Here is a 17,623-nt window from a genome sequence, read left to right on the forward strand (position 1 = left end):
CAGTGGAAGTGTTCAAATAACTAACACGGCGGCGTAGGTTCCGCTCTGGATCAGTTCGCGCAACGAAGCGAGTTCTCATGCAAACCCCCACATACGCCCCCACCCATCTGGCGGCGGAGCTACAGCTCCCCACCAACTGGCTGGACTACACGATCCTGGCGATCTACTTCGTCGTCGTGCTCGGCATCGGCTTCGCCGCCCGCCGCTCCGTGAAGACCAGCCTCGACTTCTTCCTGTCGGGACGCTCGCTGCCCGCGTGGATCACCGGCCTCGCCTTCATCTCGGCGAACCTGGCGGCCACCGAGATCCTCGGCATGGCCGCCAACAGCGCCCAGTACGGCGCCTACACCGTCCACTGGTACTGGATCGGCGCCATCCCCGCCATGGTCTTCCTCGGCCTGGTGATGATGCCCTTCTACTACGGCAGCAAGGTCCGCTCGGTCCCCGAGTTCCTGCTGCTGCGCTTCGACCGGGCCGCCCACCTGCTCAGTTCGATCCTGTTCGCGTTCGCGGCCATCCTGATCGCGGGCGTCAACCTCTACGCGCTCGCGATCGTCGTCGAGGCCCTGCTCGGCTGGCCGCAGTGGGTCGCCATCGTCGTCGCCGGCGCCTTCGTCCTCGCGTACATCACCCTGGGCGGCCTGTCCTCGGCGATCTACAACGAGGTGCTCCAGTTCTTCGTGATCCTGGCCGCGCTCATCCCGATCACGATCCTCGGCCTGAAGAAGGTCGGCGGCTGGGGCGGGCTGACCGACAAGCTCACCGCGACCCACGGCGCCGACTTCACCACGGCCTGGGGCGGCACCGGCATCGGCCAGGCCAACCCGCTCGGCGCCAACTGGCTCACCATCGTCCTCGGCCTCGGCTTCGTGCTCTCCTTCGGCTACTGGACCACGAACTTCGCCGAGGTGCAGCGCGCCCTGTCCGCGAAGAACCTCTCCGCCGGCCAGCGGACCCCGCTGATCGCCGCCTACCCGAAGATCTTCATCGTGTTCCTGGTGATGATCCCGGGCCTGGTCGCCGCCGCGCTGATCCCGAAGTTCGGCACCGCCGGCTCCGGCTACCAGTACAACGACGCCATCCCCTTCCTGATGCAGGAGCTGCTGCCCAACGGGGTGCTCGGCATCGCCGTCACCGGTCTGCTGGCGGCCTTCATGGCGGGCATGGCGGCGAACGTGTCGTCGTTCAACACCGTGTTCACCAACGACATCTGGGCGAAGTACGTGGTGCGCGGCCGCGAGGACACCTACTACGTGCGGTTCGGCCGCCTGATCACCGCGATCGGCGTCTGCGCCTCCGTCGGCACGGCGTTCCTGGCGTCCTCGTTCTCGAACATCATGAGCTACCTCCAGACGCTGTTCTCCTTCTTCAACGTGCCGATGTTCGTCGTCTTCATCGTCGGCATGTTCTGGAAGCGCGCGTCCGCGAAGTCCGGGTTCTGGGGCCTGCTGGCCGGCACCACGGCCGCGATGGTCAACTACTTCGTGTTCTACAAGAAGGGCATCATCTCGATCCCCTCCGACCAGGGCGCCAACTTCGTCTCCGCGATCGCGGGCTTCGTCGCCGGCGCGGTGGTGATGTTCGCGGTGTCCCTGTTCACCCGGCCGAAGCCGGCCAAGGAGCTGCAGGGCCTGGTCTACGGCACCCGCTCCCCCGGCATGTCCGAACCGCCCGCCGCAGGCGACGACGCCTGGTACCGCAAGCCGGCCCTGCTGGGCTGGGGCGCGGTCGTTCTCGCCGCCGCCTGCTACATCCCGTTCTCGTTCTGACGCGGGAGGACCGAGGAAACCATGACCGAGCACCCTGAGCACCCTGAGCGTCACCACTACACCGAGGAGGAGGTGGCGCGGGAGGTCGCCGAGCTGGAGACCAAGTCCGCGACGGCGGCCCGGATCTTCGACCTGCGCCGCATCATCGGCGGACTGTTCGTGGTCTACGGCGTCATCGTCACGATCACCGGGATCACCGACTCCCAGGCCGCGATCGACAAGGCCGAGGGCGTCAACATCAACCTGTGGACCGGGATCGGCATGCTGCTCCTGGGCATCTTCTTCCTGGCCTGGCTGAAGCTGCGGCCCACGCCCCCGCCGCTTCCTCCGGAGGGGCTGCCGGAGGAGCGGGCGGGCGAGTAGCGCCGGGGCGCAGAGCGCCGTAGGGGTGCGGGCCGTCCCCCGGCCGCGGGCGCGTCGTGGCCGGTCGCGCAGTTCCCCGCGCCCCTTCAGGGCGCCGTACTCGTCCGCGGGTGCGCGGGGGCTGGTGGCGCAGCTCCCCGCGCCCCCGGGGGCGCCTACTCCGGGCCGGAGTGCAAAGGCCCCGCGCGGTCCAGCAGTCCCGTTCTCGCCGCCAGCGCCGCCGCCTCCAGCCGGGACCCCACCCCCAGCTTCATCAGCACCCGTTGGACATGGGTGCGCGCGGTGCTCGGGGCGATGCCCATGCCCGCCGCGATCCGCCGGGTGTCCTCGCCGTCGGCGACCCGGACCAGCACCTCCACCTCACGCGGCGTCAGCATCTCCAGCAGCCGCTGCGCCTCGTCGTCGGGCTGCGCCGTCGGGTTCAGCAGCTCGCCGAACGCGCCCTGGAGCAGCAGCGGCGCCACGGCGGCCTCCCCGGCCCGGGCCTTCATGATGGCCCGCTCGACCCCCTCGATCCGCTCGTCGTGCCGCACGTACCCCGACGCCCCCGCGGCGAAGGCCGCCGCGATCCCGCGCGGTGACGGCACCGGGCCCAGCACCACCACCGCCACCTGCGGGCGCTCCCGCTTGATCTTGACCACCGGGTCGAAGACCCCCGGCTCGGCCGGCGCGGCCGTGCCCAGCAGGCACACCTCGGGCGCCCGCGCGATCACCAGATCCGCCGCGCCCGCGGCCGGCGCCGCCGCCGCGACCACCCGGTGCCCGCGCAGCTTGAGCGCCGACGCCAGCGCCTCCGCGAGCAGCCGATGGTCGTCGACGACCATGAGCCGCACTCCCATAGACCAACCCCCCAGTCCCCCCGGCACCCCCGCCCTTCATGCCCCCGGAAGCTACACGCTTGTTCGACGCCGCGCTGCCCCTCTTCATGAGAAGTGCCCCGGACCGATGAAATCCGGGGCACTTCTCGGCAAGTCACCCATTCGGGTGAGACCGCTGCGTCAGCCGTCCGTGCCGAACGCCATCACGAGGTACTCCTTGCTGGACGAGGACATGCCCCGCTCCTTGGCCCACACGGCGGACATGTACAGCCGGCCCCGGCCGAAGCGCAGCTCCGCGTACTCCGGCAGCAGGTTGGCCTCCGAGTCCCGCACGCTCTTCGTGGCGGGGTTCTCCAGCAGCTTGACCGCCTTGAACGAACCGCCGTCGATGCTGACGACCTGGCCGCCCTTGTCGTACGGCGGCGCCTTGTAGGCGAGGAGGTTGCCGCCGTCCATGCGCAGCGGGGAGAACGTGTAGCCGTCCCCGGCCTCGGCGCGCTGGCCGGTCGGCTTGCCGGTCTTCAGGTCGAAGGCGACGATCTCGTTGGTCTTGCTGAAGTCGGCCTTGCCGTCGTGCTCCTCGGTCGCCAGGTACAGCCTGCCGTTGCCCGCCACGACCTGCTTGCAGTCCTCGACCCGGGTGATGCCGTCGCAGCGGCCCGCGTAGGTGTCGCCGGGCGCGGGGATGCGGGCGAGCAGCGCGCCGGTCCCGCTGTCGATGGAGAAGTAGTCCGAGACGCCGCTGCCGTCGCCCGCGCTCTGGCCGACGTCGGCCGCGACCACCAGCGGGTCGGTGGAGACGATGGAGGCGTAGTCGATGCCGTCCGGCATCTTGTACTCGGAGTTCACCTTCCCGCCGGCCGGGTCGATGGTCTGGATGTGCAGCTGCGGCTCGTCGTAGGTGCCGCACTTGCGCACCGCGACCAGCCGGGTGCCGCCGCCGTACCCCTCGTCGTGGCAGGTGTCGTCCGGCTTGGGCTGCCACAGCGTCTTGCCGGACTCGATGTCGAACGCGGCGCCGCCCTCACCGCCGCCCACCGCGACGGTGTGCTGGGCGACGGTCACGTTCGAGAAGGTGACCGGGTAGTCACCGGTCTTGATCGACTTCGTCCACAGCTGCTTCCCGGAGGTGAGGTCGACCGCGGAGACCTGGCTGCAGCCCGCGGAGCGGCCCTTCGCCGGCATCTTCGGCTGGAAGGCGACCGCCGTCCGGCCCTTGTCGTCGACGTGGCTGCTGGTCGCGCAGACCGGGCCGGGCAGCTTGAGCGTCCACAGCTCGGTGCCCTTGGCCGGGTCGTAGCCGACGATCTCCGCGATGCCGCTCTTGGCGTACACCGTGTCCGTCAGCCAGGAGCCCATGGTGCTGACCGTGTCGTCCGCCTTGGGCAGCGGCACCTCGAAGAGCACCTTGGCGGCCGGGTCGGACGGCACCTTCTCCTTGCCGCCCCCGCCGGTCGTGCCGCCGGAGCCCTTGCCGTTCGAGCCGCCGGAGGAGGCGGTCGTGTGCTGCGGGTCGTCGTTCCCGGAGGACTTGGCGTACCAGATGCCGCCGCCGACGATCAGCGCGATGGCGACGACCGCCGCGACGACGATGAGCAGCGCGGCGTTGTTCCGCCCGCCGCCCGCCCCCGGCTGGGGCTGCATCGGCACGGTCGGCGGCTGGCCCTGGCCCGGATAGCCGTAGCCGGGCTGGGCGCCGTGGATCGGCTGCGTGGGCTGGGCGTAGGGGTTGTGCGGCGGGGTGCCGTAGCCGGGGGGCTGCGGGGCGGGGTGGGCCGGCGGCTGGGCGTAGGGGTTCTGCTGCGCGCCGGGGTGGCCGTACCCGGGCTGCGGCGGCTGGGCCGGCGGCTGCGGGGGCTGGGCGGGCGGCTGTGGGGGCTGGGCCGGCGGATAGCCGTAGCCCGGTTGCAGCGGCTGCGGCGGCTGGTTCGGCGGGGGCGGGGGCGGCTGGGTCATGTCGCGGGTACCTCGGTGACGCGGGAAGGCCGTACGGCGAAGGGCGATCGGGCAGGGGCGGGCTGCGGCCGGCTCAGTTGCCGAAGGCCATCATGAGCTTCTCCTTCGCGTCGTCGTCGCCGGACAGCCGGCCCGCGGAGACGAAGAGCCGCCCGCCGGTCCAGTCGACGACGCCGTCGTAGAAGGTGTTCTCGACCTCGGCCGCGCCCTGCGGGTTCTGCAGCAGCCTGGTCGTCGTGTGGGTGGAGCCGGTGACCGGGACCGACACGACCTGGCCGCCGCTGTCGTACGACGGCTGCACGTACGCGACGAGCTTGCCGTCCTCGACCTTCAGGGGTGACATCGGCTCGTCGGCCGGGGACTTGACCCGCCACTTGGCCTTGCCGTCGGCGAGGCTGATGGCGACGATCTCGTTGGCACTGCCGGTCGCGTCGGTCGGCAGGTAGAGCATGTTCGCGTCGACCGCGACGCCCTGGCAGCCCTGCAACTCGCGTTCGAGGACCGCCCAGCCGCAGCGGGGGGCGAACTTCTCGTTCACCGTGACCTCCGAGCGGAACTTGCCGGCCTTGGTGAAGGTGGAGATGTTCCAGGCCTTCTTGTCCCGGTTGGTCAGGTAGACCACGAGCGGGTCGACCGAGTACGTCCGGGTCACCTCCCAGCCCTTCTTGACCGGCTGGGTCCAGCGCACCTTGCCGGTGGCCGGGTCGAGTTCCTGGATCTCCTCGTGCTCCGTGCCGGTGCCGGCGCCGCAGGAGGCCACCTGGATCAGCCGGCCGGTGCCGCCCGCGTAGGCGGCGGGGAAGCAGGCCGCGCCGTACTTCTTCTTGTCGTACAGCTTCTTGCCGCTGTCGATGTCGTACGCGGTGCCGGACTGGGACCGGCCCACCATCAACGTCTTGCCGCTCACCGTGAGTTCGACGTTGAGCGCGCTGTCGAACAGTCCGCCGTCGGCGACCTCGGCGCTCCAGCCCTTCTCGCCGGTGCGCAGGTCCAGCTGCTGCAGTTGGTTGCACTTGGCGCGGTCGCCGCCGCCGTTCAGGTACGCCACCACGATCTTGTCGTCGGCGGACTTCTGCTGGGTGGCCGCGCAGATCTTCTGCGGGAAGTCGACCGGCCCCCAGGCGGTGCTGCCGTCGGCGGTGCCGAAGGCGAAGACCTGCTTGTACGCCGCCTTCACCGCCGTGTCGCCGCTGATCCACATGCCGGGCGCGTCGGCGCCGGAGGCCGGGGCGTCGGGCGCCGGCTTGTACCAGAGCACCTTCGCGTCTCCGGCCCGGCGGCCCTCGTTGAGGTGGTCCGGGTCGTCGCCGCCGGACGCGGTCGGCGAGGCGGTCGCGGAGTGCTTGGGGTCGTCGCTGTGCTGGGCGACCGGCTTCTTCCCGCCGCCGCCGTCGCCTCCGCGGGTGACCGCGAAGACCGTACCGCCGACGACCAGCAGCGCGGCCACCGCGCCGCCGACGACCAGCGCCGTCCTCCTGCGGGAGGCCGGCCTGCCGGCGACGGGGCCGCCGGGCGCGGCACCGGGCATGCCCGGGTACGGCGGCTGCTGCGGGTGGCCGTAACCGGGCTGCGGGGTGCCGTACGGGCCCGGCTGCTGCGGGGCCTGCTGCGGGTAGCCGTAGGGACCCGGGGTGCCGGCGTACGGGCCGGGCTGCGGGGCCTGTTGGGGATAGCCGTAGCCCGGCTGGGGCTGCTGCGGGGGGCCCGCGGGCGGCTGCGGAGGCGCGGCCGGCGGCGGGGGCGCACCGGAACCGCCCTGCGCCGGCGGAGTCTGCGGTGCGGCACCGAAACCGCCCTGCGCCGGCTGGTCCTGCGGTGGTCCGAACCCGCCGTGGGCCGGCGGAGTCTGCGGTGCGGCGCCGGAACCGTCCTGGGCCGGCGGTGTCTGCGGTGCGGGGCCGAACCCGCCCTGCGGCGGCTGGTCCTGCGGCGGTCCGAACCCGCCCTGCGGCGGCTGGTTGGGCGGCTGAGTCATCAGCGCTCTTCCCCCTCGTTCACTGATTTTTAGCCACGCCCCGAGGTTCGTGACGGCCCCAAGGTCGCTTACAGACAGTTTTCAGACGGCTCTTTCTATCACCCGGCACAGACAGCACACGGGGCCGCGCCCTCCCCTGTTCCCAAGGTCGGACCGGCCCGTGATGCCGTTGTTATGCGCCTTCACGCCCCCTTCACGCGGCGCACGCGCCCCCCTTCGTGCGCGGCGTTCGCAGGAGCGCGGTATCAGGCGTCCTCCGCCAGTTCCAGCCAGCGCAGCTCCAGTTCCTCGCGCTCCCCGGCGAGGTCCCTCAACTGGGCGTCCAGCTCGGCCACCTTCGCGAAGTCGGTGGCGTTCTCGGCGATCTGCGCGTGCAGCCTGGTCTCCTTCTCGGAGATCCGGTCCAACTGGCGCTCGATCTTCTGGAGTTCCTTCTTGGCGGCCCGCTGGTCGGCGGCGCTCCGCTCCGCGGTGACCGGCTTGGGCGCCACGGCGGCCTGCGCGGCGACCGCCTCCTCCATCCGCTGCCGCCGCTCCAGGTACTCGTCGATACCGCGCGGCAGCATCCGCAGGGTGCCGTCGCCGAGCAGGGCGAACACCCGGTCCGTGGTGCGCTCCACGAAGAACCGGTCGTGGGAGATCACGATCATCGAGCCGGGCCAGCCGTCGAGGACGTCCTCGAGCTGGGTGAGCGTCTCGATGTCGAGGTCGTTGGTGGGCTCGTCCAGGAAGAGGACGTTCGGTTCGTCCATGAGCAGGCGCAGCAGCTGCAGCCGCCGCCGCTCACCGCCGGAGAGGTCCCCGACCGGCGTCCACTGCTTCTCCTTGCCGAAGCCGAACGTCTCGCACAGCTGACCGGCGGTCATCTCGCGCCCCTTGCCGAGGTCGACGCGCTCGCGGACCTTCTGCACGGCCTCCAGCACCCGCCAGGCCGGGTCGAGTTCGGCGACCTCCTGGGAGAGGTAGGCGAGCTTGACCGTCCGGCCGACGGCGATGCGCCCGCCGGCCGGCTGCTCCTCACCCTCCGTACGCGCCGCGTCGGCCATGGCCCGCAGCAGCGAGGTCTTGCCGGCGCCGTTCACGCCGACGAGACCGATCCGGTCACCGGGACCGAGCTGCCAGGTGACGTGCTTGAGCAGCACCTTCGGCCCGGCCTGCACGGTGACGTCCTCCAGGTCGAAGACGGTCCTGCCCAGCCGGGAGGAGGCGAACTTCATCAGCTCGCTGCTGTCCCGGGGCGGCGGCACGTCCGCGATCAGCTCGTTGGCGGCCTCGACGCGGAAGCGCGGCTTGGAGGTACGGGCGGGGGCACCCCGCCGCAGCCACGCCAGCTCCTTGCGGATGAGGTTCTGCCGCTTGGCCTCCTCGGTGGCGGCGATCCGCTCGCGCTCGGCACGGGCGAAGACGTAGTCGGAGTAGCCGCCCTCGTACTCGTACACGTCGCCGCGCTGCACGTCCCACATGCGGGTGCAGACCTGGTCCAGGAACCACCGGTCGTGCGTCACGCACACCAGCGCCGAGCGCCGGTTCTGCAGGTGCTTCGCGAGCCAGGCGATGCCCTCGACGTCGAGGTGGTTGGTGGGCTCGTCCAGGACGATCAGGTCCTGCTCCTCGATGAGCAGCTTGGCCAGCGCGATCCGGCGCCGCTCGCCACCGGACAGCGGTCCGAGGACGGTGTCCAGCCCCTTCGGGAAGCCCGGCAGGTCGAGCCCGCCGAACAGCCCGGTCAGTACGTCCCTGACCTTGGCGTTGCCGGCCCACTCGTGGTCGGCCATGTCGCCGATGACCTCGTGGCGGACGGTGGCGGCGGGGTCGAGGGAGTCGTGCTGGGTGAGCACGCCGATCCGCAGCCCGCCGGAGTGCGTGACCCGGCCGGTGTCGGCCGACTCCAGCTTGGCGAGCATCCGGATCAGGGTGGTCTTGCCGTCGCCGTTGCGCCCGACGACCCCGATCCGGTCCCCTTCCTGCACACCGAGCGAGACGCCGTCCAGCAGGGCACGGGTGCCGTACACCTTGCTGACGTTCTCGACATTGACCAGGTTGACGGCCATTTCACTCCTGTGCGCGGGGCTGGATCGACGCGCGGCTCCGCCGCGGGGGTCAGCCTTCTAGCGTAGGGCCTGCGGGGGTGAGGGCGGGGCGCGAGGGGGTTGTCACTCTTTGTGATGACGTGATCGGGAAAGGGCCGCTACGGTGGGAAGACAGGCCGCAGGATCCCGTCCATGGGAGGAACCATGACTGCCGAGCCGATCTCCGAGGCCGCCGCGCCCGACGACGAGCCGACCTCGCGCTGGCCGGTGCCTCCGGCGGACGGCTGGACCGTGGACGACCTGTTCACCCTGCCCGGCCTCCCGCCGCACACCGAGTTGATCGACGGGAGCCTTGTCTTCGTGAGCCCGCAGCGTCGTTTCCACGCCAACGTCATCGACCTGCTGGTCAACGGACTGCGTCAGAACCTGCCGCCTGAGTTCAAGGTCAGCCGAGAGATGACCGTGGTGCTCGACAAACGCAACGGCCCCGAGCCTGACATCAGCGTGATCTGGGCAGACGCGGTCACCGGGCCCAGCCAGACGAGCTTCGAGGCCAAGGACCTGCTCTTGGCCATCGAGGTTGTATCCCCCGACTCCGAGTCCCGTGACCGCACGACCAAGCCGCACAAGTACGCCCGCGCCGGCATCGAGAACTTCTGGCGGGTCGAGGAGAACGCACACACAGGCAGGCCCGTCATCCACGTCTACGAGCTCGACCCGGTCACCCGAGCGTATGTGCACGCGGGGATGCATCGCGACCGCATCGAGGTCGCCAAGCCCTACCCGATCGACATCGAGCTGACCGCCATCGACGAGTACTGAGCCCCCTCAGAGCACCGTCGCCCCCACCACCGGCCCCCCCGCGGTCCGCACCGCCCTGCACGTCCCCGACCCCCGCAGGGCCGCTGCCACCTTCTGGGCCGCCTCGGCATCCCGCGCGAGGAAGGCCGTCGTAGGCCCGGACCCGGAGACCAGCGCGGCGAGCGCACCCGCCCCGCGTCCCGACTCCAGCGTGTCGGCCAGCTCCGGGAAGAGGGACAGGGCGGCCGGCTGGAGATCGTTGGAGACAGCGGCGGCCAGCGCCTCCGCGTCCCCCTTCGCCAGCGCCTCCACCAGCTCCGCCGAAGCCACCGGCTCCGGGATCTCCCGCCCCTGCGCCAGCCGGTCGAACTCCCGGAACACCGCCGGCGTCGACAGCCCCCGCCCGGCCATCGCGAACACCCAGTGGAAGGTGCCGCCGACCTCCAGCGCGGTCAGCTGCTCACCGCGCCCGACACCGAGGGCCGCCCCGCCGACCAGGCTGAACGGGACGTCACTGCCCAGCTCGGCGCAGATCGCGAGCAGCTCCGCGCGGGAGGCGCCCGTACCCCACAGCCGGTCGCACGCGAGCAGCGCGCCCGCGCCGTCCGCGCTGCCGCCCGCCATGCCACCGGCGACCGGGATGTCCTTGGCGATGTGGATGTGGACGTCCGGTTCGATGCCCCGGCGCCCGGCGAGGGCGATCGCGGCGCGCGCGGCGAGGTTGGTGCGGTCCAGGGGGACCTGGCCGGCGTCCGGCCCCTCGCAGGTGATCCGGAGTTCGTCGGCGGGGGTGACGGTCACCTCGTCGTACAGGCCGACGGCGAGGAAGACGTTGGCGAGGTCGTGGAACCCGTCGGGGCGGGCGGCGCCGACCGCGAGCTGGACGTTGACCTTGGCCGGGACCCGGACCGTGACGCTCACGTGCCGCTCTCCTCGTGCTCGGTGACGGCGTTCCTGTGCTCGGCGATCCGCGCGAACTCCTCCACCGTCAGCGACTCCCCGCGCGCCTGCGGCGAGACCCCGGCGGCGACCAGGGCGGCCTCGGCGGCGGCGGCGGATCCCGCCCAGCCGGCAAGGGCGGCCCGCAGGGTCTTGCGGCGCTGCGCGAAGGCCGCGTCGACGACGGCGAAGACCTCGGCCCTGGACGCGGTGGTCTTGATCGGCTCGGTCCGCCGCACCAGGGACACCAGTCCGCTGTCCACGTTCGGCGCGGGCCAGAAGACGTTGCGGCCGATGGCCCCGGCCCGCTTGACCTCGGCGTACCAGTTGGCCTTCACCGACGGCACGCCGTACACCTTGTTGCCGGGCGCTGCGGCGAGCCGGTCGGCGACCTCCGACTGCACCATGACGAGGGTGCGCTCGATGCTCGGGAAGGTGTCGAGCATGTGCAGCAGCACGGGGACGGCGACGTTGTACGGCAGGTTCGCCACCAGGGCCGTCGGGGCGGGGCCGGGCAGCTCGGTGACGTGCATCGCGTCGGAGTGGACCAGCGCGAACCGGTCGGCGCGCCCGGGCATGCGGGCGGCGATGGTGGCGGGCAGCGCGGCGGCCAGCACGTCGTCGATCTCGACGGCGGTGACGCGGTCGGCGACCTCCAGCAGCGCGAGGGTGAGCGAGCCGAGTCCCGGGCCGACCTCCACGACCACGTCGTCGGGGCGGACGTCTGCGGTGCGGACGATACGGCGGACGGTGTTGGCGTCGATCACGAAGTTCTGGCCGCGCTGCTTCGTGGGCCGGACACCGAGCGCTGCCGCGAGCTCGCGGATGTCGGCCGGACCGAGGAGGGCGTCGGGGGTGGGGCTGCTCACGGGGACAAGGGTACGGGGGCCGAGGGGGCCGGCTTGCCAGGTGGCCGTCGGCCGGCGCTGGGCGGGGGTCGGGGACACTCGCGCCCGCGCCGCCGGGGCGCCTCCTTCCTGAAGGGGCACCCCCGGCGCCCACCGTGCCGCCCTTGCGCCCGCCCGTGCCGCCTCGGCGGCACGACTGCCCGCAGGCCGGGGCGGCACGCCCGCTCAGCTGTGCAGGCGTCCCCCGCAGTGCGGCCAGGGGGCCGCCCCCCGGCGGATGTAGAGCTTCTTCGCGCGGTAGGTCTGTTCCTCCGCGGAGGCGTCCTGCGGGCGGCCCTTGCCGCCGAGGGAGTGCCAGGTGCGGTTGTCGAACTGGTAGAGGCCGCCGTACGTGCCGGAGGGGTCGACCGCGTCGGGACGGCCGCCGGACTCGCAGGCGGCGAGCGCGTGCCAGTTCAGGTCGTCGGCGCCGTCCACGGCGGTGGGCCGCGGTCTGGTGCCGACCCGCACCACCTGCGTGCGTGGCATGCGCACCAGCTCGGTGCCCTCCCGGCGCGGCTTCTGCCGGACGCCGTTGACCGTGCGCAGGAGGTAGGTGGTGCGCCGGAGTCCGGGCTGCCCGGCCTGTGCGACGACCTCCGTGCCCTTGAGGAGCGAAGGGTCCTCGGTCCGCCGGACCTGGAACGGGATCTGCTCCTCGCGGACCTCCCGGGAACCGGTCACCCGGAGCACGGTCACCGTCTGCCCGTCGCGCGGGAAGCTGTCGAGCGGGACGGAGGTGGTGTCCTGGCCGCGCAGGGTGATCCCGGCCTCCTCGACCGCCTCGCGGACGGTGGCCGCGTTGGTGCGGACGGTGCGGGTGCGGCCGTCGGCCAGGACCGTGACCGCGCGCTCGGTGCGCACGTCGAGCGCGAGCCCGGCGCGTCCGATGGGCCGGGAGCGCGAGGTCGAGAGGTACGCGCCCTCGGCGCGCACCCCGAGCTGGTCCAGCGCGCCCTCCACCGTGTGCGCCGTCGTCCACACCTCGCGCCGCCGGCCGTCCAGGGTGAGCCGCACGGGCCGGCCGTACTGCACCGCGACCTCGTCGCCGCTGGCGAGCGCCGCACCCGGAGCGGGCGCGATCACGTCGTGCGCCCCTACGCGTACGCCCTCCTCGGCGAGCAGCTCGCTCACGTCGTCGGCGAAGGTGTGCAGGGTGCGCTGCCGGCCGTCGACGCTCAGCTCGACCGCCTTGTCCTCGGCGACGAAGGCGGTGGTGCCGCCGGCCAGGAAGGCCACGACCAGGGCCTGCGGCAGCAGGCGGCGCATCGTGGACTCCGGGCGCTCGGCGGAGCGCGCCCTGCGGCGGCGCACGGCCCGCCCGCCGGGCTTCGTCGGCGGCCCCGGCTCGGGAATCACCCTCCTGGGCACCCCGGCCGTCTGCCGGGGCAGCGGCGGCACGGGCGGCCGCGGTGGCACGGGCGGCAGCGACTCCGTGACGAAGTACGCCTCCGCCTCGTAGGCGGGCCGGTAGGTGTCCTCCCACAGGCCGTACGGCAGGGTCTCCGCGGTGTGGACGGAAGCGTCATGGCCGTAGGGGTCATGGCCGTAGGGGCCGTAGGGGCCGTACGTCTCGTACTGCGACGTGCTCACGCCGACACGCTCCAGGGGCCAGAGGGGTCCGGATCGGGCCCCCAGAACCTAGCGGAGCGTCGGTCACTCTCCAAAGCGACTCGACTACGTAGTGTTGCGCCTCGAACGGGTGCTCTGTAGACGGGTGCTCAGTAATCGAAGGCGCGGGCGGTGTTGGCGCCCAGGGCCGTCGCCAGCGCGTCCTCGTCGGCCCCGCGCACGGCGGCCATCGCGCGGACGGTGACCGGCACGAGATACGGGGCGTTGGGCCGTCCGCGGTAGGGCGCGGGGGTCAGGAAGGGCGCGTCGGTCTCCACGAGGACCAGTTCCAGCGGAGCCACGGCGAGCGCGTCGCGCAGGTTCTGGGCGTTCTTGAAGGTGACGTTCCCGGCGAAGGACATGAAGTAGCCCTCGCGGGCGCAGATCCCGGCCATCTCGGCGTCGCCGGAGTAGCAGTGGAAGACGGTGCGCTCGGGGGCGCCCTCCTCCTTCAGGATCCGCAGCACGTCGGCGTGGGCGTCGCGGTCGTGGATGACGAGCGCCTTGCCGTGCCGCTTGGCGATCTCGATGTGGGCGCGGAAGGAGCGCTCCTGGGCGGCCTTGCCCTCGGGACCGGTGCGGAAGTAGTCCAGGCCGGTCTCGCCGACGCCCTTGACCTGGGGCAGCGCGGCGAGCCGGTCGATCTCGGCGAGCGCCTCGTCCAGGGCCGCGTCGCCGCCCGCCGGGCGGGCGCCCTGCCGGGACCATCCGTCGGGGTCGCCGTGCACGATGCGCGGCGCCTCGTTGGGATGGAGGGCGACGGCGGCGTGCACGGTCGCGTGGGCGGCGGCGATCTCGGCGGCCCACTGCGAGCCCTTGATGTCGCATCCCACCTGGACGACGGTCGTGACGCCCACCGAGGCGGCCTTCGCCAGGCCCTCCTCGACCGTGCCGGACTGCATGTCGAGGTGGGTGTGGGAGTCGGCGACGGGCACCTGCAGCGGTGCCGGCAGCGGCGGGGCCGCCTTCTTGTCGTCGTCTCCGCGGCTGTGGTCGGCGTTCGAGGGCATGCCCCGATCCTACGAAAGGGGCATGCCCCGGGCGGCCGGTGATCCGCTCAGCTCGCCCTGCGCTGGAAGGGGTGCAGCAGGTCGGACAGGTGCCAGTGGTGCGGCTCCCTGGCCGCCGCCGGCACCTGCGGCGCCTCGGCCGGGCCCGCCGGCGGCACCCGGTGCTGCTGCCGGCCGGCCGCGCCGCGCACGGAGGAGACCTGGCCCGCGCGCATGATCCGCACGACGTGGCCGTCGCAGTTGTGGCAGCACGGCCGGCTGAGCGGCGACGGCACGACCCGGCCGTCGGCCACGTACAGCACGAACTCCCGGCCCTCGGCGTCCGTGTGGTGCTCTATCTCGTACGACTGCTCCCAGCCGTGCCCGCAGCGCATGCAGGCGAACGAATAGGACTCGTGAACGACGGCCGTGGCCGTACCGCGGAGACCGGTCTGCCCTGCTATGTCACTCATGCCAGCTCCCTGTTGCACAGGTGCGTCCCTGATGGACGGGTGCGTCCTCCGACCAGTGGACGCCTCGGCCGGGACGAGCGCATCAGGCCTGTCGAGTGTTGGAGGCGATTTGGACATCGCTTGCCGAAGAGACGCGAACGAGACGGCTGAGCTTTGCCATCGACGCCAGCCCTTTGCCCGCCCATGGGGCGCACGCTCACCCGAGAAGAGACCTGCTCAGAGGCCTGGCGCACCCCCGGGCCGCAGGGCCTGGCCGGCTAGCTCGGGTCTGCCTTCTTGGCGGCGACCACGGCGTCGAACACGACCCTTTTCGGCAACCCGGCCTCGGTCGCCACCGCCGCGATGGCCTCCTTGCGGCGCTCGCCGGCCTCCTCGCGCACCCGTACCCGGCGGACCAGTTCCGCGGCGTCCAGCTCCTCGGGTCCGGGCTCGGGCGCGCCCTCCACCACGACGGTGATCTCCCCGCGCACGCCCTCGGCGGCCCACCGCGCCAGTTCGGCGAGCGGACCGCGCCGTACCTCCTCGTACGTCTTGGTCAGCTCGCGGCAGACGGCGGCCCGCCGGTCCGCGCCGAAGACCTCGGCCATCGCGGCGAGGGTGTCGTCGAGCCGGTGCGGGGCCTCGAAGTAGACGAGGGTGCGCCGCTCGCCCTCGACCTCGCGCAGCCGGGACAGCCGTTCGCCGGCCTTGCGGGGCAGGAAGCCCTCGAAGCAGAACCGGTCCACGGGCAGCCCGGACAGGGCGAGCGCGGTGAGCACGGCGGACGGCCCGGGGACGGCGGTGACCCGGATGTCCTGCTCGACGGCGGCCGCGACCAGCCGGTAGCCCGGGTCGGAGACCGACGGCATCCCGGCGTCGGTCACCAGCAGCACGCGCGCGCCGCCGAGCAGCTCCTGGACCAGTTCCGGCGTACGGGCGGACTCGTTGCCCTCGAAGTACGACAGCACGCGGCCCTTCGGGGTGACGCCGAGCGCCTGGGTGAGCCGGCGCAGCCGCCGGGTGTCCTCGGCGGCGACGACGTCGGCGCCGGCCAGTTCCTCGGCGAGCCGGGGCGGCGCGTCCGCGATGTCGCCGATGGGGGTACCTGCCAGGACAAGGGTTCCAGTCACGCCCCCATCCTCCCAGGAGTTCCCGGGCCGGTTCCGGGGGCTCGCATTCGGGGGGAAACGGACCGTGTCCCGACCGGTACCGCACATGCACGGGACTCCCACAGGCCGGTTCCCTACGATGGCGCGGTGACCAGTACCGCGTCCTCCATGGACCTCCGGCAGGGGCAGGCACCGCACGACCAGCGGCCGTCGTGGCAGCAGCGGCTGCGCCGATTCGGGTACGCGCCGGCCGCGGACGCGCCCTCGGGCGACGTACGCGACCGGCTGGTGCCGCCGTACGCCGAGCCGAGCCCCCGGCTGTGGCGGGCGCTCGGCGTGTCGCCGGTCCTCGCCGAGCGGCTCACCCGCTGGTCGGGCTGGGGCGGGCCGCTGCTGGTGACGCTGATGGCGGGCGTCATGCGGTTCTGGAACCTGGGCAGCCCGCACGCGGTGATATTCGACGAGACGTACTACGCCAAGGACGCGTGGGCGCTCGTCCACCGCGGGTTCGAGGTCAGCTGGGACCAGTACGGCAAGAACGCCAACGACCTGGTGCTGCAGCAGGGCGACCGGCTGGCGGTCCCGACGGATCCGGCGTACGTGGTGCACCCGCCGGTCGGCAAGTACGTCATCGGGCTCGGCGAACTGGTCTTCGGGTTCGACCCGTTCGGCTGGCGGTTCATGACGGCGCTGCTCGGCACGCTGAGCGTGCTGCTGCTGTGCCGGATCGGCCGCCGGATGTTCCGCTCGACGTTCCTGGGCTGCCTCGCGGGCGCGCTGATGGCGGTGGACGGCCTGCACTTCGTGATGAGCCGGACCTCGCTGCTCGACGGCGTGCTGATGTTCTTCGTGGTGGCCGCGTTCGGCTGCCTGGTCGTGGACCGGGACCGGGCGCGGGAGAGACTGGCCGCCGCGCTGCCGGTCGCGGCGGACGGGCGGGTACGGCCGGACGCGCAGGTCACGGACGCCTTCCGGTTCGGGTGGCGCCCGTGGCGCTGGACGGCCGGGGTGATGCTGGGCCTGGCCGCGGGCACGAAGTGGAACGGCCTGTACGTCCTGGCCGCGTTCTGTGTGATGACGGTCCTGTGGGACGTCGGCACACGCAAGGTGGCCGGCGCCCACCACCCGTACGCCGCGGCTCTCAAGTACGACACCGGGCTTGCCTTCGTGGCGACGGTCCCGGTGGCGCTGGTGGTCTACGTGGCCTCCTGGACCGGCTGGATCCTCTCCCCGGCCGACGGCAAGGGGGGCTACTACCGCAACTGGGCGGCCACCGACGGCAAGGGCGGCACCTGGGCGTTCCTGCCGGACTGGCTGCGGAGCCTGTGGCACTACGAGCACGAGGTGTACAAGTTCCACGTCCACCTCGACCAGCCGCACACGTACCAGTCCAACCCGTGGAGCTGGATCGTGCTGGGCCGCCCGGTGTCGTACTTCTACGAGTCCCCCTCCCCCGGCGCCGACGGCTGCCCGGCAGACGCGGGCCAGAAGTGCGCCCGGGAGGTCCTGGCGATCGGCACCCCGCTGCTGTGGTGGGCGGCCTGCTTCGCGATCCTGTACGTCCTGTGGCGCTGGGCCTTCCGCCGTGACTGGCGGGCCGGTGCCATCGCCTGCGGCATCGCGGCGGGCTATCTTCCGTGGTTCCTGTACCAGGAACGGACGATCTTCCTCTTCTACGCGGTCGTCTTCCTGCCGTTCCTGTGCCTGGCGGTGGCGATGATGATCGGCGCGATCGTGGGCCCACCGGGCGCCGGCGACACCCGCCGCGTGATCGGCGCGTCGGCGGCGGGCGTCCTGGTCCTGCTGATCAGCTGGAACTTCATCTACTTCTGGCCGCTGTACACGGGCCAGGCGATCCCGATCGACTCGTGGCGGTCGCGGATGTGGCTGGACACGTGGGTGTAGGGCGCGCGGCCTCCGGTGT

At 72.3% G+C, this 17,623-nt stretch carries 14 protein-coding genes; 4 read left to right on the forward strand and 10 right to left on the reverse strand.

Annotation, left to right across the window (positions count from 1 at the left end; translation table 11 throughout):
* Window positions 1–77: 77 nt before the first annotated feature.
* Window positions 78–1,769 (forward strand): sodium:solute symporter family protein, encoded by a 1,692-nt coding sequence (locus S1361_RS16915; protein WP_208032672.1) that lies wholly within the window; start codon window positions 78–80, stop codon window positions 1,767–1,769.
* Window positions 1,770–1,790: 21 nt separating this feature from the next.
* Complete coding sequence (locus S1361_RS16920; RefSeq protein ID WP_208032673.1) at window positions 1,791–2,132, forward strand: hypothetical protein; 342 nt, start codon at window positions 1,791–1,793, stop codon at window positions 2,130–2,132.
* A 155-nt stretch (window positions 2,133–2,287) separates the two neighbouring features.
* On the opposite strand, the gene S1361_RS16925 is transcribed toward S1361_RS16920, so the two are convergent.
* The 4 genes from S1361_RS16925 to S1361_RS16940 all read right to left on the reverse strand — a co-directional run bounded on the left by S1361_RS16925 (window position 2,288) and on the right by S1361_RS16940 (window position 8,932).
* Entirely contained in the window at window positions 2,288–2,971 is a 684-nt protein-coding gene (locus S1361_RS16925) for a helix-turn-helix transcriptional regulator (protein ID WP_208032674.1), read from the reverse strand.
* 159 nt (window positions 2,972–3,130) lie between these two features.
* The gene (locus S1361_RS16930) at window positions 3,131–4,906 is read right to left on the reverse strand and encodes an outer membrane protein assembly factor BamB family protein (protein WP_208032675.1); all 1,776 of its coding nucleotides are present in this window, start codon (window positions 4,904–4,906) and stop codon (window positions 3,131–3,133) included.
* Between the two features lie 73 nt (window positions 4,907–4,979).
* Entirely contained in the window at window positions 4,980–6,881 is a 1,902-nt protein-coding gene (locus tag S1361_RS16935) for an outer membrane protein assembly factor BamB family protein (RefSeq protein WP_208032676.1), read from the reverse strand.
* A gap of 245 nt (window positions 6,882–7,126) precedes the next feature.
* Window positions 7,127–8,932, reverse strand: coding sequence for an ABC-F family ATP-binding cassette domain-containing protein (locus S1361_RS16940; RefSeq protein WP_208032677.1), 1,806 nt, complete (start codon window positions 8,930–8,932; stop codon window positions 7,127–7,129).
* A 183-nt stretch (window positions 8,933–9,115) separates the two neighbouring features.
* Here S1361_RS16940 and S1361_RS16945 point away from each other — a divergent pair, with 183 nt between their 5' ends.
* A complete protein-coding gene (locus tag S1361_RS16945; protein WP_243769194.1) occupies window positions 9,116–9,733 on the forward strand; it encodes a Uma2 family endonuclease in 618 nt (205 codons plus the stop codon).
* A gap of 6 nt (window positions 9,734–9,739) precedes the next feature.
* On the opposite strand, the gene S1361_RS16950 is transcribed toward S1361_RS16945, so the two are convergent.
* From S1361_RS16950 to rsmI, 6 genes are all read right to left on the reverse strand, one after another.
* The gene (locus S1361_RS16950) at window positions 9,740–10,633 is read right to left on the reverse strand and encodes a 4-(cytidine 5'-diphospho)-2-C-methyl-D-erythritol kinase (protein ID WP_208032679.1); all 894 of its coding nucleotides are present in this window, start codon (window positions 10,631–10,633) and stop codon (window positions 9,740–9,742) included.
* A complete protein-coding gene (gene rsmA, locus S1361_RS16955; RefSeq protein ID WP_208032680.1) occupies window positions 10,630–11,520 on the reverse strand; it encodes a 16S rRNA (adenine(1518)-N(6)/adenine(1519)-N(6))-dimethyltransferase RsmA in 891 nt (296 codons plus the stop codon). Before rsmA ends, S1361_RS16950 begins: the two co-directional genes overlap by 4 nt.
* Window positions 11,521–11,724: 204 nt before the next feature.
* The gene (locus S1361_RS16960) at window positions 11,725–13,131 is read right to left on the reverse strand and encodes a resuscitation-promoting factor (protein ID WP_208032681.1); all 1,407 of its coding nucleotides are present in this window, start codon (window positions 13,129–13,131) and stop codon (window positions 11,725–11,727) included.
* Between the two features lie 128 nt (window positions 13,132–13,259).
* The gene (locus S1361_RS16965) at window positions 13,260–14,159 is read right to left on the reverse strand and encodes a TatD family hydrolase (protein WP_208032682.1); all 900 of its coding nucleotides are present in this window, start codon (window positions 14,157–14,159) and stop codon (window positions 13,260–13,262) included.
* Window positions 14,160–14,206: 47 nt separating this feature from the next.
* Window positions 14,207–14,611 (reverse strand): hypothetical protein, encoded by a 405-nt coding sequence (locus S1361_RS16970; RefSeq protein WP_208032683.1) that lies wholly within the window; start codon window positions 14,609–14,611, stop codon window positions 14,207–14,209.
* 257 nt (window positions 14,612–14,868) lie between these two features.
* Entirely contained in the window at window positions 14,869–15,720 is an 852-nt protein-coding gene (gene rsmI / locus S1361_RS16975; protein WP_208032684.1) for a 16S rRNA (cytidine(1402)-2'-O)-methyltransferase, read from the reverse strand.
* Between the two features lie 126 nt (window positions 15,721–15,846).
* Here rsmI and S1361_RS16980 point away from each other — a divergent pair, with 126 nt between their 5' ends.
* Entirely contained in the window at window positions 15,847–17,604 is a 1,758-nt protein-coding gene (locus S1361_RS16980) for a dolichyl-phosphate-mannose--protein mannosyltransferase (protein ID WP_208032685.1), read from the forward strand.
* Window positions 17,605–17,623 lie beyond the last annotated feature (19 nt).

It is taken from the genome of Streptomyces cyanogenus (assembly GCF_017526105.1).
In the GTDB taxonomy this organism is placed as follows: Bacteria; Actinomycetota; Actinomycetes; order Streptomycetales; family Streptomycetaceae; genus Streptomyces; species Streptomyces cyanogenus.